Below are 22,813 nucleotides of genomic sequence, written 5' to 3' on the forward strand. Positions count from 1 at the left end.
GCGCTTACGCGCCGCGCCGCGACAGTTCCTGTTCGAGCGCCGCGACGCCGGCCGGCAGGTCGACCGGCACCTTCAGGTCGACCATCGTGCGGCCGAACGCATGCAGCGTGCGGAACAGGTTGTGTTCGCGGCACTGCTCGCCCATCTGCCCGATCCGCACGATCGGCAACCCGAACGAACCCGAGATCTCGACCTGGTACTGCTTCGAGATATGGCCGCAGACCATCCCGGGCGTCAGCCCCTCCGGCGTCTCGATCCCGACCACCGAATTGAGCCGGCAGTCCTTCGGCGCATAGAGCTTGAGCCCCATCGACTCGACGCCCGCCTGCAGCGCCAGCGAGCAGCGCAGGTGGCGCGCGAAGCGGCTTTCGAGCGTCTCCGCGCAAACCAGCCGCAGCGCCTCGTGCAGCGCGAGCACCCCCGACACGGGCGCCGTGTAGTGATAGCCGGCGTTGTGCCAGAAGTTCTCCGCGAGCGCCATGTCGAGACACCAGTGCGCGTTCGGCTCGGGGCGCGTCTTCATACGCTCCCACGCGGCATCGGAGAACGCGATCAGCGACACGCCCGGGATCGACGACAGCCCCTTCTGGCCGCCGGTGATCACCGCGTCGATGCCCCACGCGTCCATCTCGAGCGGCATCGTCGACAGCGTGCACACCGCGTCGACGACGACCAGCGCGCCGGCCGCCTTCGCGAGCGCCGCGATGTCGCGCAGGTCGCGGTTCCACACGGTGTTCGACGTCTCGCCCTGCACGATCGTGACGATCTCGGGCCGCTCGCGCGCGATCGCGTCGGCGATCTCGTCGAGGCTCGCCACCGCACGATCGGCCACTTCGAGCGTCGCGACGTCGGCGCCGACACGCGTGGCCATCTCGGCCATCCGCGCGCTGAAGAAGCCGTTGCGGATCGACAGCACGCGCGTGCCGCGCCATGCGAGGTTCGAGATCGCCATTTCCATCGCGGCCGAGCCGGGGCCCGCGACGCCGAGCACCCACTTCGTGCGGGTCTGGAACACGTAACGCGCCATCTCCTTCACCTGCTCGATGATCTTCGCCATCGTCGCGCCGAGGTGGTTGATCACGATCGTGTTCGCCTTGGCCACCGCGGCCGGAATCGGAACCGGGCCGGCCCCCATCATCAGCAGCGGTTCTTCGGGCAGGATCGCGTCGAGCGGCACGACGACGGGACAGGGAATCGGCGAGTAATCGATGGACATGGCTGGAAAAGGATGAGGAAAGGAAGTGCTCGAACGCCCGCAGCACGGGGCCCGTTGCACGCGGCGAACTGATCGATCATTCCGTGTTCCGCCGCCTCGCGCAAGAGGCACGCACGTCCGGACAGCGCGACGGTGGCCCGGTCATCGAACCGGGCCAGACCGGCCGTTCGCCGCACGCGCGATGATCGTCCGGATTGGAAAAAGGATTGCCCCCGGTTGCGAAACGGTTCCATTCGGGTTCCGTACGCGCGATTTTCTTCGCCAATATCAAGACGATTCTTCGAAACCGGCGGCTCAGCCCAATTGGCGGATCGCGCGCAATACACCGGCCACCTGATACAAATCACGGAGCGAATTCGATACACAAAATCCGAACGTTGAAAAAACATCCACCATTCCTGATCGTATTGGGGAACGACTCCTGCACTGCCGTGTACCCGCTCGCTCGAACCACCTACAACACATTGATTAATTTGATAAATATTCTCCAAATCGACACATACTCCAATACCGATTCGGTTTTGTCCGGTGCGTTCTTGCTGCGTTGCAGCGTTAAACCGGTACCCGCGATTTCGATTTTACGCAAGCCGCCCATTTTCTCAGGTTGACGGATATCGGTTCTGTATTGAACAATTGTCTACGGAATCGAAAAATCGATTTTTCGATACGAGGGCAAGCTGGAGCCGCGCGATGCGCTTTCGACGTTGCGCGGCGAAAAATCACAACCATAATCAATCAACCGGGCCAGAAATACGCAAGCCATGAACCAGATTCAGACCATGCGTGTATTCGTCTGCGTCGCCGAGCAGCAAAGCTTCCGGCGCGCGGCGCACCATCTCGGCGTGTCCAATGCGCTCGTCACGCGTTCGATCGCGATGCTCGAGGGCCACCTGAACACACGGCTGATCCATCGCACCACGCGCAATCTGTCGCTCACCGAGGCTGGCGTGCGCTACCTCGATGGTTGCCGCGCGCTGCTCGAGGAATTCGACCACCTCGAATCGTCCGTCGCGCATGCCGTGCGCGAACCGGCCGGCACGCTGCGCGTCGTCGCGTCGGGGCTGCTGTCGCCGCTGGCGCTGACGCCGCTCGTCAGCGGCTTCCGGCACCGCTACCCCGAGCTGCGCGTGCAGCTGACCGTCGCCGAAGGGCCGCTCGACGTGCTCGATTCCGGCTACGACGTCGGCATCGTCACCGGCACCCGGCTCGACGGCAACCCGACGCTGATCGGCCATGCGCTCGCACCGAACCCGTTCGTCGCGTGCGCGGCGCCGGCCTATCTCGACCGCCGCGGCGAGCCGCGCGTGCCCGACGACCTGCCGGGCCACGACTGGGTCACGCTCGCGCCGCACCAGCACGCACCGACCTGGCAACTGGTCGGCCACGACGGCGTCGCCCATTCGGTCACGGTGCGCCCGGCCTGCACGGTCAACCAGCTCGCGCTCGTCCAGGCGGCGGCCGTGGCCGGCGCCGGCATCGCGATCCTGCCCGAGCCGTGCGTCGCCGACGCACTCAACCACGGCACGCTCGTGCGGCTGATGGCCGGCTACCGGATCGACGATCCCGACACGCAGTTGTCGCTCGTCTATCCGAACCGCCAGTACGTGCCGGCCCGCACCCGCAGCTTCGTCGAGCACACGCTCGAGCACTTCAGCGCGCCGGCCGCCCGCGAGCAGGCGGATTACGGCTTCCTGCGGCCGGTACGCGGCCCCGAACGCTCCGACATCGTCACGGGGCTGCAGTAAACTGCGCGCGTCAGCCATCGGAGGTGCAGCGTGCGCGTGATCCTGTTCAGCAGCCGGCAGTACGACGACGATTCGTTCACCGCCGCCAACCGGCAGTTCGGCTATCGGCTGCACTTCCAGCCGTCGCACCTCGACGCGGAAACCGCGATCCTCGCGCACGGCTATGACGTGGTCTGCCCGTTCGTCAACGACACCGTCGACGCGGCCGTGCTCGAACGGCTCGCCGACGGCGGCACGCGGCTGATCGCACTGCGCTCGGCGGGCTTCAACCATGTCGACCTCGCCGCCGCCGAACGGCTCGGCATCACGGTCGTGCGCGTGCCCGCGTATTCGCCGCATGCGGTCGCCGAGCACGCGGTCGCGCTGATCCTCGCACTCAATCGCCGCCTGCCGCGCGCCGTCGCCCGCACCCGCGAAGGCGACTTCTCGCTGAACGGCCTGCTGGGCTTCGACCTGCACGGCAAGACCGTCGGCGTGATCGGCACCGGCATCATCGGCAGCGTGTTCGCGAAGATCATGATGGGCTTCGGGATGCACGTGCTCGCGCATTCGGTGCCGCCGTACAACGACGAGCTGATCGCGTTCGGCGCGCGCTACGTCGAGCTCGACGAGCTGCTGCGTCATGCCGACATCGTCAGCCTGCATTGCCCGCTGCTGCCGTCGACACACCACCTGATCAACGAGCGGACGCTCGCGCGGATGAAGCACGGCGCAATGCTGATCAACACCGGGCGTGGCGGCCTCGTCGATGCGCAGGCGCTGGTCGACGCGCTCAAGAGCGGCCAGCTCGGCCATCTCGGGCTCGACGTGTACGAGGAGGAAAGCGGGCTCTTCTTCGAGGATCACTCCGACCTGCCGCTGCAGGACGACGTGCTCGCGCGCCTGCTGACGTTCCCGAACGTGATCGTCACGTCGCACCAGGCGTTCTTCACGCGCGAGGCGCTGGCCGAGATCGCGCACACGACGCTGCTGAACATCGAGGCGTGGCACGCGGGCGCGCCGCAGAACGTCGTGACCGCAAACCGCTGAGAAACCGCACGTTTGATGGCCGGCAGCGCATCCGCAATCGTTTGCTTGTGCGTGCTGCCGCGCACCGCACTCGTCCTCGTCAACAATTCAGCGCATTGTTTCGGCTGAAGTAACGTTTCGCGCGCGCCGTCTGCTATCGTTGCGTCGACGTCCTTCCCTGCCTTTGCCGCTCATGCGTTTCGACGATTCAGACATCGCCGCCGTCTACCGTGCCATCTTCGAACGGCGCGACATGCGCCACTTCACACCGGCGCCCGTCGATCCGGCCGTGCTCGCGCGGCTACTGCGCGCGGCGCACCATGCGCCGAGCGTCGGTTTCATGCAGCCGTGGCGCTTCATCCGCATCACCGATCCCGCCCTGCGCACCTCGATCCACGCGCTGGTCGAGGCCGAACGCCGCGCGACCGCCGACGCGCTCGGCGAGCGCCAGGAGGAATTCATGCGGCTGAAGGTCGAGGGCGTGCGCGAATGCGGCGAGTTGCTGGTCGTCGCGCTCGCCGACGGCCGCGAACGCCACGTATTCGGCCGCCGCACGCTGCCGGAGATGGATCTGGCCTCCGCCGCGTGCGCGATCCAGAACATGTGGCTGGCCGCGCGCGCGGAAGGGCTCGGGATGGGCTGGGTGTCGCTGTTCGACGTCGATGCGCTGCGCACGCTGCTGCGGATGCCCGACGGCGCGAAGCCGATCGCCGTGCTGTGCGTCGGCCACGTCGACGCGTTCTATGCGAAGCCGATGCTCGAAGCAGAGCGCTGGGCCGCGCGGATGCCGATCGAAGCCTGCCTGTTCGAGAACGGCTGGGACGATCCGGCTGCGATCGGTGGGGCCGGAGCGGCTGCGGCGCCAGCGGATGGGGGCAGCGAAACGAAGCACACGCCGGACGCGATGCGCGACGGGCCGTCCGAACGCATCGCGTGATCTCACCCGCCGGCAGCCGCCATCATCCCGGCCTGGGCCCCCGCGAATCCCACACTGTGAGCTTGCCGCTCACCACCCCGTCGCACGCCGGCAACACCTGTTTTGGCCCCAAGCATAGGGGTTTTCACTGAAGTAGAATCGCGGCTGACGTTCGCCTCACCGACCGCCCGCTCCGCGCCTCCCGCGCCTGGCTCGAGCGGCATCCTTTCCCGAGCCTACCGCGATGCCCCTGCCTCTTTTCGCCCTTGCCGTCGCCGCATTTGGAATCGGTACCACCGAATTCGTGATCATGGGGCTGCTGCCCAATGTCGCGCGCGACCTCGGCGTGTCGATTCCGGCCGCCGGGATGCTCGTGTCGGGCTACGCGCTCGGCGTGACGATCGGCGCGCCGATCCTCGCGATCGTCACCGCGAAGATGCCGCGCAAGCGTGCGCTGATGAGCCTGATCGGGCTGTTCATCGCCGGCAACCTGTTCTGCGCGATCGCGCCCGGCTACGCGGTGCTGATGGCCGCGCGCGTCGTCACCGCGTTCTGCCACGGTGCGTTCTTCGGCATCGGCTCGGTGGTCGCGAGCAACCTCGTCGCACCGAACCGCCGCGCACAGGCGATCGCGCTGATGTTCACCGGCCTCACGCTCGCGAACGTGCTCGGCGTGCCGCTCGGCACCGCGCTCGGCCAGGCGTTCGGCTGGCGCGCGACGTTCTGGGCCGTCACCGGCATCGGCATCGCCGCGGCCGCCGCGCTCGCGGTGTGCCTGCCGAAGAACCTCGCGATGCCCGACACCAGCATCACGCGCGAATTCAGCGTGCTGAAGCACCCGCAGGTGCTGATGGTGCTCGGCATCAGCGTGCTCGCGTCCGCGAGCCTGTTCAGCGTGTTCACGTACATCACGCCGATCCTCGAGGACGTGACGGGCTTCTCGCCGCGCCAGGTCACCTACGTGCTGCTGCTGTTCGGCCTCGGCCTGACCGTCGGCGGCACGCTCGGCGGCAAGCTCGCCGACTGGCGCCGGATGCCGTCGCTGATCGCGACGCTCGCGCTGATCGGCATCGTCCTCGCGCTGTTCGCGGGCACGATGCATCTGCCGTTCGCCGCGCTCGCGACGATCTTCGTGTGGGGCATCCTCGCGTTCGCGATCGTGCCGCCGCTGCAGATCATGATCGTCGATCGCGCGAGCGACGCGCCGAACCTCGCGTCGACGCTCAACCAGGGCGCGTTCAACCTCGGCAACGCGACCGGCGCGTGGCTCGGCGGGATGGCGATCGGCTCGGGCGTGTCGCTCGTGAGCCTGCCGTGGGTCGGTGTCGCGATGGCGGTCGCGGCGCTCGCGCTCACGCTGTGGTCGGCGTCGCTCGAACGCCGGCCGGTGGTCGTGCCGACCGAGTACGTGTGACATCACCCTGCTGCGATCGTTGCGTACGCAACTCCATCCGATCCTGATGGCCTTCATGGACCTTTCAACGGTCGCGGTGTAGCATCGCGGCCGATGAAAGCCATTCTCAATCGCGACTTCCTCGCGCTGATCCTGAGCGTCGCGGTCGTCGGTCTCGGGACCGGCGCCACGCTGCCGCTCACCGCGCTCGCACTGACCGAAGCCGGGCACGGCACCAACGTCGTCGGCATGCTGACCGCCGCGCAGGCGCTCGGCGGCCTCGCGATCGTCCCGTTCGTCACCGCGCTCGCACGGCACATCGGCGCGCGCCGCGCGATCGTCGTGTCGGTCGTGCTGCTCGCGGCGGCCACCGTGCTGATGCAGTTCACGTCGAACCTGATCCTGTGGGGCGTGCTGCGCGTGCTGTGCGGCGCCGCGCTGATGCTGCTGTTCACGATCGGCGAAGCATGGGTGAACCAGCTCGCCGACGATTCGACGCGCGGTCGCGTCGTCGCGATCTACGCGACCAATTTCACGCTGTTCCAGATGGCCGGCCCCGTGCTGGTCAGCCAGATCGCCGGCGCGACCAGCATCCGCTTCGCGCTGTGCGGCGCGCTGTTCCTGCTCGCGCTGCCGACGCTCGCGACGATCCGCCGTGCACCGCTCGCCGGCGACGACGCGCATCACGCAGCGCACGACAGCTGGCTCGCGGTGCTGCCGCGCATGCCCGCGCTGATCATCGGCACCGGCTTCTTCGCGCTGTTCGACACGCTCGCGCTGTCGCTGCTGCCGCTCTATGCGATGGATCACGGCGTCGCGAGCGCGACCGCCGTGCTGCTCGCGTCGATCATGCTGTTCGGCGATACCGCGATGCAGTTCCCGATCGGCTGGCTCGCGGACAAGCTCGGCCGCGAACGCGTGCACCTCGGCGCCGGCTGGATCGTGCTGGCCGGCCTGCCGCTGCTGCCGTTCGTCATCGCGAATCCGTGGCTGTGCTGGCCGCTGCTGTTCGTGCTCGGCGCGGCGGCCGGCAGCATCTATACGCTGTCGCTCGTCGCGTGCGGCGAACGGTTCCGCGGCGCGGCGCTCGTCACCGCGAGTTCGCTCGTGTCGGCGTCGTGGAGCGCGGCGAGCTTCGGCGGCCCGCTGGTTGCCGGCGCGTTGATGGAGCAACTGGGCAGCAACGCACTCATCGGCGTGCTGGTTGCCTGTGTCGCCGCGTTCGTCGCGGCCGCGCTGTGGGAGCGCCGCGCCGCGGTGCAACGCGCGGTCTGATGCGGGTTGGCGTTGGCGTTGGCGTTGGCGTTGGCGTTGGCGTTGGCGTTGGCGTTGGCGCGCAGCATCATGCACCCGTACGCACCGGCCCGCTCGCGCTCTTCCTCCGGTAAACGACAACGGCCTGCGCAATGCGGGCCGTCCTCTACGCGTGACCTATACGTCACATTTCGCGCTGCGATCCGTCACACGCTGCGTGCCGGCAAAATCTTGCCTGCACACGTACCGAAGCCGACGCGATACCCCTCGCCCTGGCACCAGCCCGCGAGCGTCAGCTCGTCGCCGTCCTCGATGAACGTGCGGCTGCCGCCGCCGTTCAGCGCGACCGGCTCCTTGCCGTTCCACGTCAGTTCGAGCAGGCTGCCGAACGAATCCTTGGTCGGCCCGCTGATCGTGCCCGAACCCATCAGGTCGCCCACGCGCGTGTTGCAGCCGGCCACCGTGTGATGCGCGAGCTGCTGCGCCATCGTCCAGTACATGTGCTTGAAGTTGGTGCGGCAGATCGACGTGGCCTCGGCCGCACCCTCGGCGCGCAGCGTCACTTCCAGCGCGATATCGAACGCATGCTTGCCCGCATGCCGCAGATACGCGAGCGGCTGCGGCGACTGCTCCGGCTGCGCGACGCGGAACGGTTCGAGCGCGTCGAGCGTGACGATCCACGGCGAGATCGTCGTCGCGAAGCCCTTCGAGTTGAACGGCCCGAGCGGCACGTATTCCCACTGCTGGATGTCGCGCGCGCTCCAGTCGTTCAGCAGCACCATCCCGAAGATATGCGCTTCCGCGTCCTCGCACGCGATCGGCTCGCCGAGTGCGTTGCCCTTGCCGACGATGAAGCCCGTCTCCAGTTCGATGTCGAGCTTGCGGCACGCACCGAACACCGGACGCTCCTGGTCGGGCAGCTTCAGTTGCCCGTTCGGGCGCCGCACCGGCGTGCCGCTCACGACCACCGACGACGCGCGGCCGTTGTAGCCGATCGGCATCTCCGACCAGTTCGGCAGCAGCGCATTCTTCGGATCACGGAACATCGAGCCGACGTTGGTCGCGTGCTCCTTCGACGAATAGAAATCGGTGTAGCCGGGAATCTCGACCGGCAGATGCAGCGTCGCGTCGCGCTGCGCGACGAGTACCTGCGCGCGCAGCGCCGCATCGTCACGCAGCGTCGCGTTGTCGCGCGAGAACAGCGCCGACAGTTGCGAGCGTACGCTGCGCCATGCATCGCGGCCGAGCGCGATGAACGCGTTGAGCGTCGGCGCGGCGAACACGTCGGCGCCGGCCGGCAGCGTCACGAGGCCCGCACGCGCGAGTGCCGCGAGATCGACGATCTGGTCGCCCAGTGCAACGCCGGCACGGCGCACGCCCTGCTTCGCATCGCTGAAGATCCCGAACGGCAGGTTCTGGATCGGGAAATCGCACGCGGGATCGTTCGCCGTGTCGATCCAGCTCTTGCGAGCCGGGTCGAGCGTCGCGCGCCAGTCTTGGGTGTCGCTCATCGTTGCTCCGGATTGAAGTGTTTCTTGATGCCTTGCCAGCATTCGAAGTAGTCGGCCTGCAGCTGCGCGGTGTCGAGCGCGTAGCGCGTCGGCCGAATCAGCGTGCGGGTTTCGAACATGAACGCCATCGTCGCGTCGACCTTGTGCGGCTTCGTCGTGTCGCTCGCGGACGCCTTCTCGAACGTGTCCGCATCGGGCCCGTGGCCCGACATGCAGTTGTGCAGGCTCGCGCCGCCCGGCACGAAGCCTTCGGCCTTCGCGTCGTACGCGCCGTGCACGAGCCCCATGAACTCACTCGCGACGTTGCGGTGGAACCACGGCGGGCGGAACGTATCCTCGGCCGCGAGCCAGCGCGGCGGAAAGATCACGAAGTCGATCGTGTCGACGCCCGGCGTGTCGCTCTGCGCCTGCAGCACGAGGAAGATCGAAGGATCGGGATGGTCGAAGCTGATCGAGCCGATCGTGTTGAACAGCCGCAGATCGTACTTATACGGTGCGTAGTTGCCGTGCCACGCGACGACGTCGAGCGGCGAATGGCCGATATCCGCGCGCCAGAGCCGGCCGTTCAGCTTCGCGATCAGCTCGAACGCGCCTTCGCGATCCTCGTACGCGGCCTGCGGCGTCAGGAAATCGCGCGGGTTCGCGAGCCCGTTCGAGCCGATCGGGCCGAGATCCGGCAGGCGCAGCAGCGCACCGAAGTTCTCGCAGATATAGCCGCGCGCGTCGCCGTCCGGCAGCGCGACGGCAAAACGCACGCCGCGCGGGATCACCGCGATCTCGAACGGCTCGACGTCGAGCCGGCCGAATTCGGTCGCGATGAACAGCCGCCCCTGCTGCGGCACGATCAGCAGCTCGCCGTCCGCGCTGTAGAAAAAGCGGTCCTGCATCGAACGGTTCGCCGCGTACAGGTGGATCGCGCAGCCGTTCATCGCGGCGGCCGACCCGTTGCCGGCCATCGTCACGAGACCGTCGACGAAATCGGTCGGCTCGACCGGCATCGGCAGCGGGTCCCAGCGCAGCTGGTTCGGCGGCGTCGGCGGCACGTCGGCCGAATCGCCGAATTCCGACACGAGCCGCTGCGCGCCCGCATACGGCTCGAACGGCCGGTGCACGGCGGCCGGGCGAATCCGGTACAGCCATGAGCGGCGGTTGTGGCCGCGCGGCGCGGTGAACGCGGTGCCCGACAGCTGCTCCGCGTACAGCCCGTACGGCGCGCGCTGCGGCGAGTTGCGGCCGTGCGGCAGCGCACCGGGCAGCGCCTCGGTCGCGAATTCGTTCGCGAAACCGCTCAGGTAGCCGGCGGTCGCCGGTTTCGACAGGTCAAGCGTCATCGTTTTCCTTTCTCCATCAATTCAGGGCGGCGTTCGGCGCCTGCGCAGCGCTGCGGCGCGTGACGCCCGCAAGGCCGAGCACGAACAGCGCCGAGCACAGCACGGGCACCGCGGCCGCGTGGAACAGCGCGCCGTTGGACCAGTTGAGCGCAATCAGTTGTCCGCCGACGAGCGGCCCGAGCACCGAGCCGATCCGGCCGATGCCGAGGCTCCAGCCGATGCCCGTCGAGCGCAGCGACGTCGGGTAATACTGGCCCGCGAGCGCGTTCACGGCCGGCTGCCCGCCGACCACGCAGAACCCGCCCGCGAACACGGCGACCAGCAGCCACGGCAGCGCATGCGCGACCGAGCCGATCAGCCCCACCGACACGGCCGCGCACGCGAAGCAGGCGAACAGCACGCGCACGAAGCCGTAACGTTCGATGAACCAGCCGAGCGACAGCGTGCCGATCACGCCACCCGTCTGCAGCACCGTGCCGACGATCACCGCCGTGCCCGGCGAATAGCCGGCTTCGCGCATCACGGTCGGCAGCCAGTTCGACAGGAAGTACAGATCGATCAGGTTCATGAAACTGATCGCCCACAGCAGCAGCGTGACCGGCAGGCGGCCATGGCGGAACAGTTCGGCCACCGGCGCGCCGCTCGCCGCGCGTTCGCGCACGACGAGCCGCGTATTCGCATCGATGCCGGCTTCCGGCGCGAACCTCGCGAGCCAGTCGCGCGCCTGCGCGACGCGCCCTTTCAGCACCAGGAACTGCAGCGATTCGGGCAGCCGCGCGACCATCGCGATCGTCAGCACGAGCGGCACCGCACCGCCGACGAAGAACACCGAACGCCAGCCGAGCGCCGGAATCAGCGCCGCGCTGATGAAGCCGCCGAGCGCCGCGCCGAGCGTGAAGCCGCATGACACGATCATCATCCGCTTCACGCGATGCGCGGCCGGGCTGAACTCGCCGACCAGCGCCATCGCGTTCGGCATGATGCAGCCGAGGCCGAGACCGGTGACGAAGCGCAGCGCCATCAGCACGGGGATCGAGCCCGCGAACGGCGTCGCGAGCATCGTCACCGCGAAGAACAGCGTCGAGCCGATCAGCACCGGGCGCCGCCCGATCCGGTCGGCCAGCACCGATAGCCCGAGCGCGCCGAGCAGCATGCCGAACAGGCTCGCGCTGAACACGGGCCCGAGCGCCTGCTTCGGCACGCCCCATTCGGCGATCACGCTCGGCGCGACGTAGCCCATCGCCTGCGCATCGAAACCGTCGATCACGAGACACAGCCCGCACAGCGCGAGCAGCATCCAGTGAAAACCCGGGCGATGGGTCTCGTCGATCACGCGCTCGACTTCGAGCACGCGCGTATCGGCCGCCGCGCTCATTGCGCCACCTCGGTGGCCGGATGCACGGGCGGCGTCACGCCCTGGCGCGCGAGCGCCATCGCTTCGCGCAGTACGTCGGCGTCGCCGACCTGGTTCGCGAGCAACAGGATCAGCTTCGCGTTGACGAGCTGGCTGTCGGCATCCGACAGGTCGCGATGCATGTCGATCAGCGCTTCGTAGAACGCATCGGGGTCGGCCAGGCGCGGGCGGGTATCGAGTGGGGGCATGACGGTGTCTCCGGTGTCTTTATCGTATTCAGCGTGCGCAGCTCGCGCGCGCCAGTGCGTCGGCAATCGCCTGACGGTCGAGCGTGCGCGTGCGGGCGCAGACGTGCTGGTCGGGACGCAGCAGGTAAAACGTGCCGGGCTGCGCGTCGTAGCGCTGCGCGGCGAGCCCGTCGATGTCCTCCACGACGTCGACGCCGGCCGCCGGCTGCGCGTGCCCGGCCGGCACGACGAGCACCGGCCGCACCGCCGGCGCGAGGCCGTCGACGGCCTGCGCGAGCGCGGCCGCGTCGCCCGGCAATCCGAACAGCACACCGGTGAAGCCGCCGCGCAGATGCTGCAACAGCCAGCCCGACGCACCCTGCGCGCGCACCGGTGCATCGGCCGCCGCCGCGCCCGGCCGCATCGCGCATGCGAATGCGTCGCCGCCGCGGTCCGGAGTGTTGAGCGGCGAATCGGCCAGCACGGCCGGCACCGACAGGCGCCCGCTGTTCACCAGCTTGCGCGCAAATTCGCAGTCGCGCGCGAGCTTCAGCGTCGCGTCGCGGAACACGCGCGACACCGCGCTTTTCGGCGTGATGAAATCGGTCGAGCGCGTCGAGTTGCGGATGTTCTCGTCCGCCGCGAACTCCCGCTCGCTCGCATAGGTGTCGAGCAGGCGGTCGTGCGCACGGCCGTCGAGCACCAGTTTCAGCTTCCACGCGAGGTTGTCCGCGTCCTGCACGCCGCTGTTCGCACCGCGCGCGCCGAACGGCGACACGCCGTGCGCCGAATCGCCCGCGAACAGCACGCGGCCATGACGGAACGTGTCCATCCGCTGGCAGCGGAACGTATAGACGCTCACCCATTCGAGCTCGAACTCGACGTCCGCACCGAGCAGCGCGCGCACACGTGGAATCACGCGCTCCGGCTGCTTCTCGGCGATCGGATCGGCATCCCAGCCGAGCTGGAAGTCGATGCGCCACACGTTGTCCGGCTGACGATGCAGCAGCACCGACTGGTTGCGGTGAAACGGCGGGTCGAACCAGAACCAGCGCTCGGTCGGAAACTCCGCCTTCATCTTCACGTCGGCGATCAGGAAGCGGTCCTTGAACGTGCGGCCGCGGCTTTCCAGGCCCATCGCCGCGCGCATCGGGCTGCGCGAGCCGTCGGCCGCGATCACGTATTGCGCGCGCAGCGTCGCGACGCCGTCCGGCGTCTCGATCGTCAGCACCGCGTGTTCGGCCGACTGGTCGACGCCCGTCACCTTGTGCTTCCAGCGGATGTCGATGTTCGGCAGCTCGAACGCGCGGTCGGCCAGGTAGCCTTCGACGTAGTACTGCTGCAGGTTGATGAACGCGGGACGCGCATGCCCTTCCTCGGGCAGCAGGTCGAACGCGTAAAGCTGCTCGTCCTGCAGGAACACCTTGCCGACGTGCCAGCTCACGCCCTTGTCGACGAAGCGCTCGCCGCAGCCGAGCCGGTCGAAGATCTCGAGCGTGCGCTTCGCGAAGCAGATCGCGCGCGAGCCGGTCGACAGCGTGTCGTCGTCGTCGAGCAGCACGACCGGCACGCCCTGCTGCGCGAGGTCGATCGCGGCGGCCAGGCCCACCGGGCCCGCGCCGACGACGATCACCGGGTGGACGGCCGCGTCGTGCGCGTGGGCGCGGTACTCGAACTTCAGCGTCTGGTAATCGATGCTCATGGTCGCCATCCGCGCGTCAACCCCGCCGTGCGCGCACCGCCGCGCCCGTCGCTCCGTCCGTCTCCTCGCGGCGCGCCTGCCCGCTTGTCCTGTCAATAACCGCCACGTCTCGCTCCTTGCTTCCTATTGATTCGTGAACGGCGCCGTTTCGCGGCGCCCGCATGCCGCATTTCTTGATCGGCGACAAATCTTGGATTTACGAATAGTAAAACCAATTACGAATAGTGAAATCAACGTAAACCCTAGTCGTTCGCTCGGGGACGGGATAACCATATGAGTGAAACGCCGAGCCGAGCGCGGCGCGCGCTGCTAATATCAAGTCAACGAGGCGGCCCTTTCGGCCGCCATTTTTCCTTCTCACGCCGATGATTCCGCCTACCATCCCCGAGCTGGTCAGCCGTGCCGGGCAACTGCCGTATCTGCGGGAACACCTCGCGCTTGCCGAAGGCGGCACCGCGTGCGCGAATCTGCCCGAGCGCACGCTCGCCAGCGCGTACGAGCCGATCTACGACGTGACGATGCCCGGCGCGCCGCAATCGACGTCGTTCGCCGACGCGATCGAGCGCTACGGCGACGAGCTCGGCTTCCAGGCGGTCACGCTCGTCACCGGCGCGCAGCACGACCCGGTCGACGCGGCCGTCGACGACCAGACGCTGGTCGCGATCGACCGCCTGTCGCGCGCGCTGCACGCGATCAATTTCTTCGGGGCGCAGCGTCACGGGCTGCTGTTCCTGCGCGTGCACGAGCGGCTGCTCAAGAGCGTGAAGTACGACCACGGCAAGCATTTCTCGTCGGTACTGCAGCGCTTCGGGCTGCCGCCCGAGCGGATCGTGATCGAACTGCCGGCGGTCGCGGTCGCCCACAAGACATTCCTCGGCTACCTGACGCGCAGCTATCAGCATCACGGCTTCAAGGTCGCCGACAAGCTGCCCGATCCGGGCCGCATCCTCGCGGTCGAATCGGACATGGCGCGCCCCGACTACATCAAGATGGATGCAGGCATCGCGTTGCGCGACGGGATGGTCAAGGCGCTCGTCGCCTACGCGCAGCGCGTGCGGATTCCGCTGATCTTCGACGGCGTGGTCGACGAGACGCAGTGCGAGTTGCTGCGCCAGCACGACGTGCGGTTCATGCAGGGGCCGGTGTTCGCGAAGGTGGTGACGGCCTGAGCGATCGGCGGGAGAAGCGCGCGCGAAGCGCGGCGCGCCGGATGGCGGATGCCGGTGTCGGGTTGCCTCGGGAATCGGGTTTCAGCACACGCGTCGCTCGACGCCGGCCGGTTCCTCGTTCGTTCTCGCAGAAAGGTCGAATGCGCTTGCGCACCCGCCCGGCACCGGCGCATTGCCCGCGATGGGCCGCCTACTCCCTGCCACCGTCGTCGTACTTCGGTAGATCGTCGTCGATCTCGATGCCCGGGAAACGATCGCCGTACCAGACGTGCCACGCCGGACGCAGCCTCGACGGTTCGTCGAGCGTCGCGTAATTGATCTCGACCGTCTGCGGCGCGTCAGAGCGCCGGTATTCGAGCTGCGCGCCGCAACGGCCGCAGAAGCGTCGCTCACCCCATGCGCTCGACGCGTAGACGGTTGGTTCGCCCCGCAGATATTCGAATGCGTCGATCGGCACCGATGCCGATGCGACGACCGCCGCGCCGGTCGTGCGCTGGCAGAGCCGGCAGTGGCAGAAGCCGGCGTCGGTCGGAACGCCGGCGATACGGTAGCGGATCGCGCCGCACGCGCATCCGCCTTCCATCGGTTCGGGGTGCGCCATCGCAGACCTCATCGTCGGGGAAGCAGGCGAACGATGATGAGCGCGGTTCGCCCGTCGCGCAATACGCAACGGCACCGCATCGCCTCTGCGCCCACATCCGTCACACACGGATCGGTTGCCGCGCGACGGCAACACCCGCGAGCTCGTCGCTCTCAGACCGTCTGCCCGAGCCGCTGCGCGAGCGCCTTCAGTTGCGGCCCGACCTGCGTGCGAAACACGTCTTCGTCCATCGACGACGCCGGGCCGCTGCAGCTCAGGATCAGCCAGCGCCCCTCGCGCGGCTCGCGAAACGGCACGGCCGCCGCGTTCACGTCCGTGTGCCACGCGCGAAACGAATAGCAGCAGCCGCTCGCCGAGAATTCGGCCACCGCCTGCTGCGCGGCGGCGACGAGCGCATCGGCGTCGGCCGCGCCGCCGGTCGCGCGGTGCAGTTCGGCATAGAGCGCGCGGCGCACGTCCTCCGGCTGCACGGCCAGGTACGCACGCCCCATCGAGCTCGTCAGCATCGACAGTCGCGAACCGGGCGCGAGCCCGAGCGTCAACGCGGTCTCGCTGCGGATCGTCTCCAGATAGATCATGTCGAGCCCGTCGCGGCAGCCGAGCGACACGGCCGCGCCGATCTCGCGCGCGAGCGCCTGCATGTGCGGCCGCGCGAGATCGATCGTGCCCGAGCCCGACAGCAGCGCGTAGCCGAGCGACAGCACACCGGCGTCCAGCGCATACTTGCCGAGCGTCTCGTCGTAGCGCAGATAGCCGAGCACGGTCAGCGTATAGGCAAGCCGGTTCACCGTCGCCTTCGGCAGCCCCGTGCGTTCCGCGAAATCGCGATTGCCCAGCATCGTCTCGCCGGGCCGGAAGGCGCGCAGCAGGTCGAGCCCGCGCGCGAGCGCGACGACGAACTTGCGCTCGTCGATCGTGGTGTCGTCGATGGTTGAAAGTGTCATCCGGTGCTACACTGGGTTCGATTTGCAAAACATTGTTCCGCACAGCGGAACGCAAGTCAAGCGAACTTCAGGCATCAGCCCGGAGCAAGCGCTGCAGCGCAACTTCTGCCCGACTGAAAAGCACGGGCTCGGGGCCGGCGCCGAAGCGCCCGCTCCGACCGACCGACCGTAAAGCATGGGGCCGAAGTAAGCGCCGAAGCGCCCACTCGGGCCGACCGCGAAGCATGGGACCCGAGTAAGCGCTGAAGCGCCAACTCGGGCCGACAGGAGATGAGACGATGAGTGCTGCAACTTTTCATTGGGACGATCCGCTGCTGCTCGACCAGCAACTGACCGAAGAAGAGCGAATGGTCCGCGATGCCGCGCAGGCGTATGCACAGGACAAGCTCGCGCCGCGCGTCACCGAAGCGTTCCGCCACGAACGCACCGACGCGGTCATCTTTCGCGAGATGGGCGAGGTCGGCCTGCTCGGCCCGACGATTCCCGAGGAATACGGCGGCCCCGGCCTCAACTACGTGAGCTACGGGCTGATCGCGCGCGAAGTCGAGCGCGTCGACTCCGGCTACCGGTCGATGATGTCCGTGCAGTCGTCGCTCGTGATGGTGCCGATCTTCGAATTCGGCTCCGACGCGCAGAAGCAGAAATACCTGCCGAAGCTCGCGACCGGCGAATGGATCGGCTGCTTCGGCCTGACCGAGCCGAACCACGGCTCCGATCCGGGCAGCATGGTCACGCGCGCGAAGAAGGTGCCGGGCGGCTACGCGCTGTCCGGCGCGAAGATGTGGATCACCAACTCGCCGATCGCCGACGTGTTCGTCGTATGGGCGAAGCTGGAAGAGAACGGCAAGGACGCGATCCGCGGCTTCATCCTCGAGAAGGGCTGGAAAGGCCTGTCGGCGCCGGCGATCCACGGCAAGGTCGGGCTGCGCGCATCGATCACCGGCGAGATCGTCCTCGACGAGGTGTTCGTGCCCGAAGAGAACCTGATGCCGAACGTGAGCGGCTTGCGCGGCCCGTTCACCTGCCTGAACTCGGCGCGCTACGGGATCGCGTGGGGCGCGCTCGGCGCCGCCGAGTCCTGCTGGCACACCGCGCGTCAGTACGTGCTCGACCGCCAGCAGTTCGGCCGGCCGCTCGCCGCGAACCAGTTGATCCAGAAGAAGCTCGCCGACATGCAGACCGAAATCACGCTCGGCCTGCAAGGCGTGCTGCGCCTCGGCCGGATGAAGGACGAAGGCACGGCCGCCGTCGAGATCACGTCGATCATGAAGCGCAATTCGTGCGGCAAGGCGCTCGACATCGCCCGCCTCGCGCGCGACATGCTCGGCGGCAACGGCATCTCCGATGAATTCGGCGTCGCGCGCCACCTCGTGAACCTCGAAGTGGTCAACACGTACGAAGGCACGCACGACATCCACGCGCTGATCCTCGGCCGCGCGCAGACGGGCATCCAGGCATTCTTCTGATGATCCGGCCATGACGCACGCGGCAGCGATGCCGCGCACGCCGCCCAAGCAAAAGCCCGCTCGGCATGACTGCCGAGCGGGCCTTTTTCATCACAGCCGCGGCCGCGGGCCGCCGATGCTTACTTGTTCGGCTGCGGCGTCAGGCGCAGATACGGACGCACCGCGTTGAAGCCCTTCGGGAAGCGCTTCTTCAGCTCTTCCGGATCCTGCAGCGACGGCACGATCACGACATCGTCGCCGTCCTTCCAGTTGCCGGGCGTCGCGACCTTGTAATTATCGGTCAGTTGCAGCGAATCGATCACGCGCAGCACTTCGTCGAAATTGCGCCCCGTGCTGGCCGGATAGGTGATCGTGAGCCGCACCTTCTTGTTCGGGTCGATCACGAACAGCGAACGCACCGTCAGCGTTTCGTTCGCGTTCGGGTGAATCATGTCGTACAGCTGCGACACCTTGCGGTCCGCGTCGGCGATGATCGGGAAGCCCACGACCGTCGACTGCGTTTCGTTGATGTCGTTGATCCAGCCCTTGTGCGATTCGACGCCGTCGACCGACAGCGCGATCACCTTCACGTTGCGTTTCTCGAATTCGCCCTTCAGTTTCGAGGTCAGCCCGAGTTCGGTCGTGCACACCGGCGTGTAGTCGGCCGGATGGGAGAACAGGACGCCCCAGCTGTTGCCGAGCCACTCGTGAAACTTGATGGTGCCCAGGCTCGATTCCTGCTCGAAATCCGGTGCGATGTCGCCAAGACGCAGACTCATGATGTTCCCTCCTCGAACGATGCTGGTTGAAACCGCGCGCTGGACAGCGCGGGGCAGTCCATCAGCTTACGGGAAGCAATGGGCCGTGCGAACGATTATTCCGTTTGATATTCATACTTTTTTGTCATTTTTACCCGGCGTCATGGCAGAACGGAAGCTCGCGGGGGAAACTTTTCAACCCGTTTGCCGCTCTGTTCATGATTACAAGTCGTTTACCATGCAGTCTTGCGCTGCCGCCGTGTGTCTTCCCGGCTCGCCAGCAGGCAGGGGTTTCGCTACGATGTGAACCTGCAGCATGACAGCACGAAGGGAGTTGCAATGTCGGAAATCAACAAGGAGAAACTGATGTCGGATATCAAAACCGTTCTCTCGGACGCCGAAGACCTGCTCAAGCAAGCTGCGAGCAGCACGGGCGACCGTGCGGCCGAGTTGCGCGAGAAAGCCATGTCGCGTCTCAAGCAGGCCAAGGAAAAGGCAGCCGACGTCCAGGTCGTGGTGGTCGAGAAAGGCAAGAAGGCCGCGCGCGCGACCGACGACTACGTGCACGAGCATCCGTGGACGTCGATCGGCGTGGCCGCCGGCGTCGGCGTGCTGATCGGCCTGCTGATCAACCGCAAGTAACGCGCTCTGCGCCGTTTCGTCCCGCAGGCCGCCTTGCGGCCTGCGGGCCTCGAAGCCGGCCGGCCCGCGCCGGCCGGCTTTGTCCTAGCTGCTCACTGCACGCGCAAGCACCTCATCCATGACGACAGACACCCACTCGCAGCCGCCCGGTCAAGGACCGCTGCGCCGCCTCGTCGGCTCCGCCATCGGCCTTCTGCAGACGCGCCTCGAACTGGTGGGCATCGAGCTTGCCGAGGAGAAGGAGCGCCTGATGGGCGTGCTGTTCCTCGGCCTCGCCGCGATGATGCTCGCGACGATGGCGCTCATCAGCCTGACCGTGCTGATCGCGATCGCGTTCTGGGATACCTACCGCTGGCAGGCGCTCGCCGCGATCACCGCACTGTATGCCGTTGGCGGCATCGTATGCGCGCTGAAAGCGCGTTCGGGCCTGCGCGACGCGCCGACCGTGTTCGAGGCGACGCTCGCCGAACTCGAGAAAGACCGCGACCTGTTCCGCGGCAAGCCGTGAACGCCCTCGCGCTCATCCCTCTCACCTACTTCGCCGACGCGCCATGAGCCAGAACATCACGGGCAATCCATCCCGCTCCCATTCGTCGCGATCGAACTGGAATGCGTCGCAGCACCGCGCGCTCCGCAAGGAATTGCTGATCCTGCGATCCGAAGTCGAGCGGCTCGAACTCGCGGAAGCCGCCGCCGAAATGCGTCAGGCCGTCACGCGCTTCAGTTGGCTCAAGGTATTCATCCCCGGCCTGTCCTCGCACAAGTTCGGCCAGTCGGCCAAGAACCTGAACGCAAGCCTCGGCCAGCTCGTCAACCAGTATCCGATGCTGAGTTCGCTCGCGTCGCTCGTGCTGGCGAAGCCCGTCCGCTCGCTGCTGCGCGCAAGCGCGGGCCCCGCGTTGAAGTGGGGCACGCTCGGCTTCGCCGCATGGGAGGTCTACCGGATCTGGAAGCAGTCCCGCGACGAGCGCGGGCTCGACGCACGCGACGACTGACCGTCGGCCCCCTGCGCGCACGGCCATGCGCCGCTGCGCGCCTTTCTTGCGAACTCAGCGCACGCCCCAGCACCCGGTTCGTCGGCGCCATCGCTTCCTGCATTGCCTTTCGTTCCGTTTGAGCGCAGCGTGAACGTGCCGCGTGCATCGTCGCGCATCGGCTCGGTATCGAGCGGCGTCGCTGTCAGTTCATAGCTCACCGGCGAACCGTCGCCGTCCGGCGGCGCGTGCGCGAGCGCGTCCGACAACGCCGGGGGCGGCGCCATGTCGACCACCGCGAGCGACATGGCGACCATCAACTCGACGAGCGTGAATCCGCACGATCGTTGCACCACATTCTTCAAGGGTCGAGCGCCCCGTTCCATCGCAATCGCCCTCCGCCACGGTGATGCGACGACTGTAGCGGCGCGTGCAAACGTGCGCCATTTGCCGAACGGCCGACTGGCGACATGCGATCGCAGCCGACACAATCGGCGCGAATCGAACCAACGGAGCAGACGATGAACGAACGCAGCGCGTCAGCGCTTACGTGGAGTCTTGGCGGGAGAGGCGCGACGGAACTCTTCGATCACGTCGGCAAATTCGGAAACGTCCTCGAACCGGCGATACACCGATGCGAAGCGGACATAAGCGATCGTATCGAGGCCGCGCAACTCGTTCATCACGAGTTCGCCCAGCTTCTCGCTACGCACTTCACGCTCGCCAGTCGCGAGCAGTTGATACTCGATGCGGGCGACCGCCGCGTCGATCGCGTCGGCCGCAACCGGCCGCTTGCGCAGCGCGAGTTGCATGCTGGCGACGATCTTGCGACGGTCGAATTCCGTGCGGCTGCCGTCCTTCTTCACGACGGCCGGCAGGTTCAGTTCGACCCGCTCGTACGTCGTGAAGCGCTTGTCGCAAGCCGAGCAGCGACGGCGCCGGCGAATCGCGGCGCCATCTTCGGACACGCGCGAGTCGACGACCTGCGTGTCGTCATGCCGGCAGAACGGGCAGCGCATCGGCGATCAGCGATAGACCGGGAAACGCTTGGTCAGCTCGGCGACCTGCGCACGCACGCGCTCGATCGTCGCTGCGTCCTCCGGGTTCTCCAGCACGTCGGCGATCAGGTTACCCACCTGCTCGGCTTCCGCCGGCCCGAAGCCACGCGTCGTCATCGCCGGCGAACCCAGGCGCACGCCGCTCGTCACGAACGGCTTTTCCGGATCGTTCGGGATCGCGTTCTTGTTCACCGTGATGTGCGCCGCGCCGAGTGCCGCTTCCGCTGCCTTGCCCGTGATGTTCTTCGCGCGCAGGTCGACCAGCATCACGTGGCTTTCGGTGCGGCCCGACACGATCCGCAGCCCGCGCTTGACCAGCGTTTCGGCCAGCACGCGTGCGTTCTCGACCACCTTCTGCTGATATTCCTTGAACTCCGGCGACAGCGCTTCCTTGAACGCCACCGCCTTCGCCGCGATCACGTGCATCAGCGGGCCGCCCTGGATGCCCGGGAAGATCGCCGAGTTGATCGGCTTCTCGTACTCGGCCTTCATCAGGATCACGCCGCCGCGCGGGCCGCGCAGGCTCTTGTGCGTCGTCGTCGTCACGAAATCCGCGTGCGGCACCGGGTTCGGGTACACGCCCGCCGCGATCAGGCCAGCGTAGTGCGCCATGTCGACCATCAGGTACGCGCCCACCGACTTCGCGATCTTCGCCAGACGCTCGAAATCGATCTTCAGCGCAAACGCCGACGCGCCCGCGACGATCAGCTTCGGCTTGTGTTCCTGCGCGAGCTTCTCGGCCGCTTCGTAGTCGATGTCTTCGTTTTCGTTCAGGCCGTAGCTCACCACGTTGAACCACTTGCCCGACATGTTCACCGGCGAGCCGTGCGTCAGGTGGCCGCCGTGCGCGAGGCTCATGCCCATGATCGTGTCGCCCGGCTTGAGCATCGCGAAGAACACGCCCTGGTTCGCCTGCGAACCCGAGTTCGGCTGCACGTTCGCCGCTTCCGCACCGAACAGCTGCTTCACACGGTCGATCGCCAGTTGCTCGACCACGTCGACGTACTCGCAACCGCCGTAGTAGCGCTTGCCCGGATACCCTTCCGCGTACTTGTTCGTGAGCTGCGAGCCCTGCGCGGCCATCACGGCCGGGCTCGTGTAGTTTTCCGACGCGATCAGCTCGATGTGATCTTCCTGGCGGCGGTTTTCCTGCTCGATCGCTGCAAAGATTTCGGGATCGACGTTCGCGATGGTGCTTTGGGCTCTGTCAAACATACGGTTTCCGTTAAGTGTGTACAGGTTGACCGGAGTGGCCGAGTACGGTGCGCTGCTGGCGAGACCAGCCCGACGTGGCGGAAGAATCCGTATGACGCGAGGCAGGACAGCCACCGGCGATGCACGCGACGGCGCACAACGGCTGCCCAGGCGAACGGCAAAAACGGCGCCCCGCGCTTCACGGTGGGATGCTCCACCTTGAACCCTGAGGGTTCTATCGCCAGTCACGCAGGGGTGATGAGCACATTAGTGTATTGGATGCGTCATGAATAGGCAACCGCACGGCAGGGCGCCCCAAACAATAAGGGCCAGACTCTACGCGCCCGTGCCGACACGCTTCGCCGTCTTGC

Annotated in this window: 22 protein-coding genes and 1 riboswitch; of the genes, 10 read left to right on the top strand and 12 right to left on the bottom strand. The window is 67.1% G+C overall.

Annotated features, from left to right (window positions below):
- Window positions 1-4: 4 nt before the first annotated feature.
- On the bottom strand, window positions 5-1,216 hold the full coding sequence (locus H3O04_RS10735; protein ID WP_006476772.1) for a pyridoxal-phosphate-dependent aminotransferase family protein: 1,212 nt from the start codon (window positions 1,214-1,216) through the stop codon (window positions 5-7).
- A gap of 761 nt (window positions 1,217-1,977) precedes the next feature.
- Here H3O04_RS10735 and H3O04_RS10740 point away from each other — a divergent pair.
- The 5 genes from H3O04_RS10740 (at window position 1,978) to H3O04_RS10760 (ending at window position 7,553) form a co-directional block, all read left to right on the top strand.
- Window positions 1,978-2,961 carry a LysR family transcriptional regulator gene (locus tag H3O04_RS10740; protein ID WP_202587653.1) on the top strand — a complete coding sequence of 328 codons (984 nt, stop codon included), beginning with the start codon at window positions 1,978-1,980 and terminating at the stop codon, window positions 2,959-2,961.
- 30 nt (window positions 2,962-2,991) lie between these two features.
- The gene (locus H3O04_RS10745; protein ID WP_006476774.1) at window positions 2,992-3,990 is read left to right on the top strand and encodes a 2-hydroxyacid dehydrogenase; all 999 of its coding nucleotides are present in this window, start codon (window positions 2,992-2,994) and stop codon (window positions 3,988-3,990) included.
- Between the two features lie 172 nt (window positions 3,991-4,162).
- Window positions 4,163-4,906, top strand: a complete 744-nt coding sequence (bluB, locus tag H3O04_RS10750) for a 5,6-dimethylbenzimidazole synthase (RefSeq protein ID WP_006476775.1) — start codon at window positions 4,163-4,165, stop codon at window positions 4,904-4,906.
- Window positions 4,907-5,129: 223 nt separating this feature from the next.
- Window positions 5,130-6,299, top strand: coding sequence for an MFS transporter (locus H3O04_RS10755; RefSeq protein WP_069232247.1), 1,170 nt, complete (start codon window positions 5,130-5,132; stop codon window positions 6,297-6,299).
- 93 nt (window positions 6,300-6,392) lie between these two features.
- Window positions 6,393-7,553, top strand: coding sequence for an MFS transporter (locus H3O04_RS10760; RefSeq protein WP_202587654.1), 1,161 nt, complete (start codon window positions 6,393-6,395; stop codon window positions 7,551-7,553).
- 185 nt (window positions 7,554-7,738) lie between these two features.
- Here H3O04_RS10760 and fahA read toward each other — a convergent pair whose 3' ends face one another.
- Genes fahA through H3O04_RS10785 form a run of 5 tightly spaced genes read right to left on the bottom strand, consistent with a single transcriptional unit; the run spans window position 7,739 to window position 13,666 of the window.
- Window positions 7,739-9,043: a fumarylacetoacetase gene (gene fahA, locus H3O04_RS10765; protein WP_011694175.1), complete on the bottom strand. Its 1,305-nt coding sequence runs from the start codon at window positions 9,041-9,043 to the stop codon at window positions 7,739-7,741.
- Entirely contained in the window at window positions 9,040-10,374 is a 1,335-nt protein-coding gene (gene hmgA, locus H3O04_RS10770) for a homogentisate 1,2-dioxygenase (protein ID WP_027807440.1), read from the bottom strand. The genes fahA and hmgA overlap by 4 nt, the downstream gene beginning before the upstream one ends.
- Before the next feature lie 16 nt (window positions 10,375-10,390).
- Window positions 10,391-11,749, bottom strand: a complete 1,359-nt coding sequence (locus H3O04_RS10775; protein ID WP_027813031.1) for an MFS transporter — start codon at window positions 11,747-11,749, stop codon at window positions 10,391-10,393.
- A complete protein-coding gene (locus H3O04_RS10780) occupies window positions 11,746-11,976 on the bottom strand; it encodes a DUF2783 domain-containing protein (protein WP_011544693.1) in 231 nt (76 codons plus the stop codon). The genes H3O04_RS10775 and H3O04_RS10780 overlap by 4 nt, the downstream gene beginning before the upstream one ends.
- Window positions 11,977-12,004: 28 nt before the next feature.
- On the bottom strand, window positions 12,005-13,666 hold the full coding sequence (locus H3O04_RS10785; protein WP_011544692.1) for an FAD-dependent oxidoreductase: 1,662 nt from the start codon (window positions 13,664-13,666) through the stop codon (window positions 12,005-12,007).
- Between the two features lie 356 nt (window positions 13,667-14,022).
- On the opposite strand from H3O04_RS10785, the gene H3O04_RS10790 reads away from it, so the two are divergent.
- Window positions 14,023-14,826: an EAL domain-containing protein gene (locus tag H3O04_RS10790; RefSeq protein WP_006484944.1), complete on the top strand. Its 804-nt coding sequence runs from the start codon at window positions 14,023-14,025 to the stop codon at window positions 14,824-14,826.
- Between the two features lie 190 nt (window positions 14,827-15,016).
- On the opposite strand, the gene H3O04_RS10795 is transcribed toward H3O04_RS10790, so the two are convergent.
- Both H3O04_RS10795 and H3O04_RS10800 read right to left on the bottom strand, forming a co-directional pair.
- Window positions 15,017-15,427, bottom strand: a complete 411-nt coding sequence (locus H3O04_RS10795) for a GFA family protein (protein WP_011694174.1) — start codon at window positions 15,425-15,427, stop codon at window positions 15,017-15,019.
- Window positions 15,428-15,579: 152 nt separating this feature from the next.
- Window positions 15,580-16,371 (bottom strand): IclR family transcriptional regulator, encoded by a 792-nt coding sequence (locus tag H3O04_RS10800; protein WP_011544690.1) that lies wholly within the window; start codon window positions 16,369-16,371, stop codon window positions 15,580-15,582.
- 278 nt (window positions 16,372-16,649) lie between these two features.
- Between H3O04_RS10800 and H3O04_RS10805 the strand changes: the two genes are divergently transcribed.
- A complete protein-coding gene (locus H3O04_RS10805; RefSeq protein WP_011544689.1) occupies window positions 16,650-17,837 on the top strand; it encodes an acyl-CoA dehydrogenase in 1,188 nt (395 codons plus the stop codon).
- A 119-nt stretch (window positions 17,838-17,956) separates the two neighbouring features.
- Here the strand turns inward: H3O04_RS10805 and H3O04_RS10810 are convergent, their stop codons facing one another.
- On the bottom strand, window positions 17,957-18,595 hold the full coding sequence (locus H3O04_RS10810; RefSeq protein ID WP_006476788.1) for a peroxiredoxin: 639 nt from the start codon (window positions 18,593-18,595) through the stop codon (window positions 17,957-17,959).
- A gap of 318 nt (window positions 18,596-18,913) precedes the next feature.
- Between H3O04_RS10810 and H3O04_RS10815 the strand changes: the two genes are divergently transcribed.
- The 3 genes from H3O04_RS10815 to H3O04_RS10825 all read left to right on the top strand — a co-directional run bounded on the left by H3O04_RS10815 (window position 18,914) and on the right by H3O04_RS10825 (window position 20,211).
- Entirely contained in the window at window positions 18,914-19,216 is a 303-nt protein-coding gene (locus tag H3O04_RS10815; protein WP_006494044.1) for a DUF883 family protein, read from the top strand.
- Window positions 19,217-19,334: 118 nt separating this feature from the next.
- Window positions 19,335-19,724: a phage holin family protein gene (locus H3O04_RS10820; RefSeq protein ID WP_011544688.1), complete on the top strand. Its 390-nt coding sequence runs from the start codon at window positions 19,335-19,337 to the stop codon at window positions 19,722-19,724.
- A 43-nt stretch (window positions 19,725-19,767) separates the two neighbouring features.
- Window positions 19,768-20,211 (top strand): DUF3318 domain-containing protein, encoded by a 444-nt coding sequence (locus H3O04_RS10825; protein ID WP_202587655.1) that lies wholly within the window; start codon window positions 19,768-19,770, stop codon window positions 20,209-20,211.
- Here H3O04_RS10825 and H3O04_RS36650 read toward each other — a convergent pair.
- From H3O04_RS36650 to glyA, 3 genes are all read right to left on the bottom strand, one after another.
- Window positions 20,154-20,543 (bottom strand): prepilin-type N-terminal cleavage/methylation domain-containing protein, encoded by a 390-nt coding sequence (locus tag H3O04_RS36650; protein ID WP_334029296.1) that lies wholly within the window; start codon window positions 20,541-20,543, stop codon window positions 20,154-20,156. The two genes, H3O04_RS10825 and H3O04_RS36650, sit on opposite strands and share 58 nt — an antisense overlap.
- A 186-nt stretch (window positions 20,544-20,729) precedes the next feature.
- Window positions 20,730-21,209 (bottom strand): transcriptional regulator NrdR, encoded by a 480-nt coding sequence (gene nrdR, locus H3O04_RS10835; RefSeq protein WP_011694173.1) that lies wholly within the window; start codon window positions 21,207-21,209, stop codon window positions 20,730-20,732.
- A 6-nt stretch (window positions 21,210-21,215) separates the two neighbouring features.
- Window positions 21,216-22,463, bottom strand: a complete 1,248-nt coding sequence (gene glyA, locus H3O04_RS10840) for a serine hydroxymethyltransferase (RefSeq protein WP_011544684.1) — start codon at window positions 22,461-22,463, stop codon at window positions 21,216-21,218.
- 137 nt (window positions 22,464-22,600) lie between these two features.
- Window positions 22,601-22,701: riboswitch (ZMP/ZTP riboswitch) on the bottom strand.
- Between the last annotated feature and the right edge of the window lie 112 nt (window positions 22,702-22,813).

The sequence above is a fragment of the Burkholderia sp. KCJ3K979 genome, from assembly GCF_016759955.1.
Classification (GTDB): Bacteria; Pseudomonadota; Gammaproteobacteria; order Burkholderiales; family Burkholderiaceae; genus Burkholderia; species Burkholderia orbicola.

What these genes read in the sequence shown, in the direction of transcription:
- glyA (WP_011544684.1), bottom strand. Translation starts at nt 22,463, where the DNA reads ATGTTTGACAGAGCCCAAAGCACCATCGCGAACGTCGATCCCGAAATC.
- H3O04_RS10785 (WP_011544692.1), bottom strand. Translation starts at nt 13,666, where the DNA reads ATGGCGACCATGAGCATCGATTACCAGACGCTGAAGTTCGAGTACCGC.
- H3O04_RS10810 (WP_006476788.1), bottom strand. Translation starts at nt 18,595, where the DNA reads ATGAGTCTGCGTCTTGGCGACATCGCACCGGATTTCGAGCAGGAATCG.
- H3O04_RS10790 (WP_006484944.1), top strand. Translation starts at nt 14,023, where the DNA reads ATGATTCCGCCTACCATCCCCGAGCTGGTCAGCCGTGCCGGGCAACTG.
- fahA (WP_011694175.1), bottom strand. Translation starts at nt 9,043, where the DNA reads ATGAGCGACACCCAAGACTGGCGCGCGACGCTCGACCCGGCTCGCAAG.
- H3O04_RS10825 (WP_202587655.1), top strand. Translation starts at nt 19,768, where the DNA reads ATGAGCCAGAACATCACGGGCAATCCATCCCGCTCCCATTCGTCGCGA.
- H3O04_RS10795 (WP_011694174.1), bottom strand. Translation starts at nt 15,427, where the DNA reads ATGGCGCACCCCGAACCGATGGAAGGCGGATGCGCGTGCGGCGCGATC.
- nrdR (WP_011694173.1), bottom strand. Translation starts at nt 21,209, where the DNA reads ATGCGCTGCCCGTTCTGCCGGCATGACGACACGCAGGTCGTCGACTCG.
- bluB (WP_006476775.1), top strand. Translation starts at nt 4,163, where the DNA reads ATGCGTTTCGACGATTCAGACATCGCCGCCGTCTACCGTGCCATCTTC.
- H3O04_RS10820 (WP_011544688.1), top strand. Translation starts at nt 19,335, where the DNA reads ATGACGACAGACACCCACTCGCAGCCGCCCGGTCAAGGACCGCTGCGC.
- H3O04_RS10780 (WP_011544693.1), bottom strand. Translation starts at nt 11,976, where the DNA reads ATGCCCCCACTCGATACCCGCCCGCGCCTGGCCGACCCCGATGCGTTC.
- H3O04_RS10760 (WP_202587654.1), top strand. Translation starts at nt 6,393, where the DNA reads ATGAAAGCCATTCTCAATCGCGACTTCCTCGCGCTGATCCTGAGCGTC.
- H3O04_RS10755 (WP_069232247.1), top strand. Translation starts at nt 5,130, where the DNA reads ATGCCCCTGCCTCTTTTCGCCCTTGCCGTCGCCGCATTTGGAATCGGT.
- H3O04_RS10740 (WP_202587653.1), top strand. Translation starts at nt 1,978, where the DNA reads ATGAACCAGATTCAGACCATGCGTGTATTCGTCTGCGTCGCCGAGCAG.
- H3O04_RS10735 (WP_006476772.1), bottom strand. Translation starts at nt 1,216, where the DNA reads ATGTCCATCGATTACTCGCCGATTCCCTGTCCCGTCGTCGTGCCGCTC.
- hmgA (WP_027807440.1), bottom strand. Translation starts at nt 10,374, where the DNA reads ATGACGCTTGACCTGTCGAAACCGGCGACCGCCGGCTACCTGAGCGGT.
- H3O04_RS10815 (WP_006494044.1), top strand. Translation starts at nt 18,914, where the DNA reads ATGTCGGAAATCAACAAGGAGAAACTGATGTCGGATATCAAAACCGTT.
- H3O04_RS10805 (WP_011544689.1), top strand. Translation starts at nt 16,650, where the DNA reads ATGAGTGCTGCAACTTTTCATTGGGACGATCCGCTGCTGCTCGACCAG.
- H3O04_RS10800 (WP_011544690.1), bottom strand. Translation starts at nt 16,371, where the DNA reads ATGACACTTTCAACCATCGACGACACCACGATCGACGAGCGCAAGTTC.
- H3O04_RS10775 (WP_027813031.1), bottom strand. Translation starts at nt 11,749, where the DNA reads ATGAGCGCGGCGGCCGATACGCGCGTGCTCGAAGTCGAGCGCGTGATC.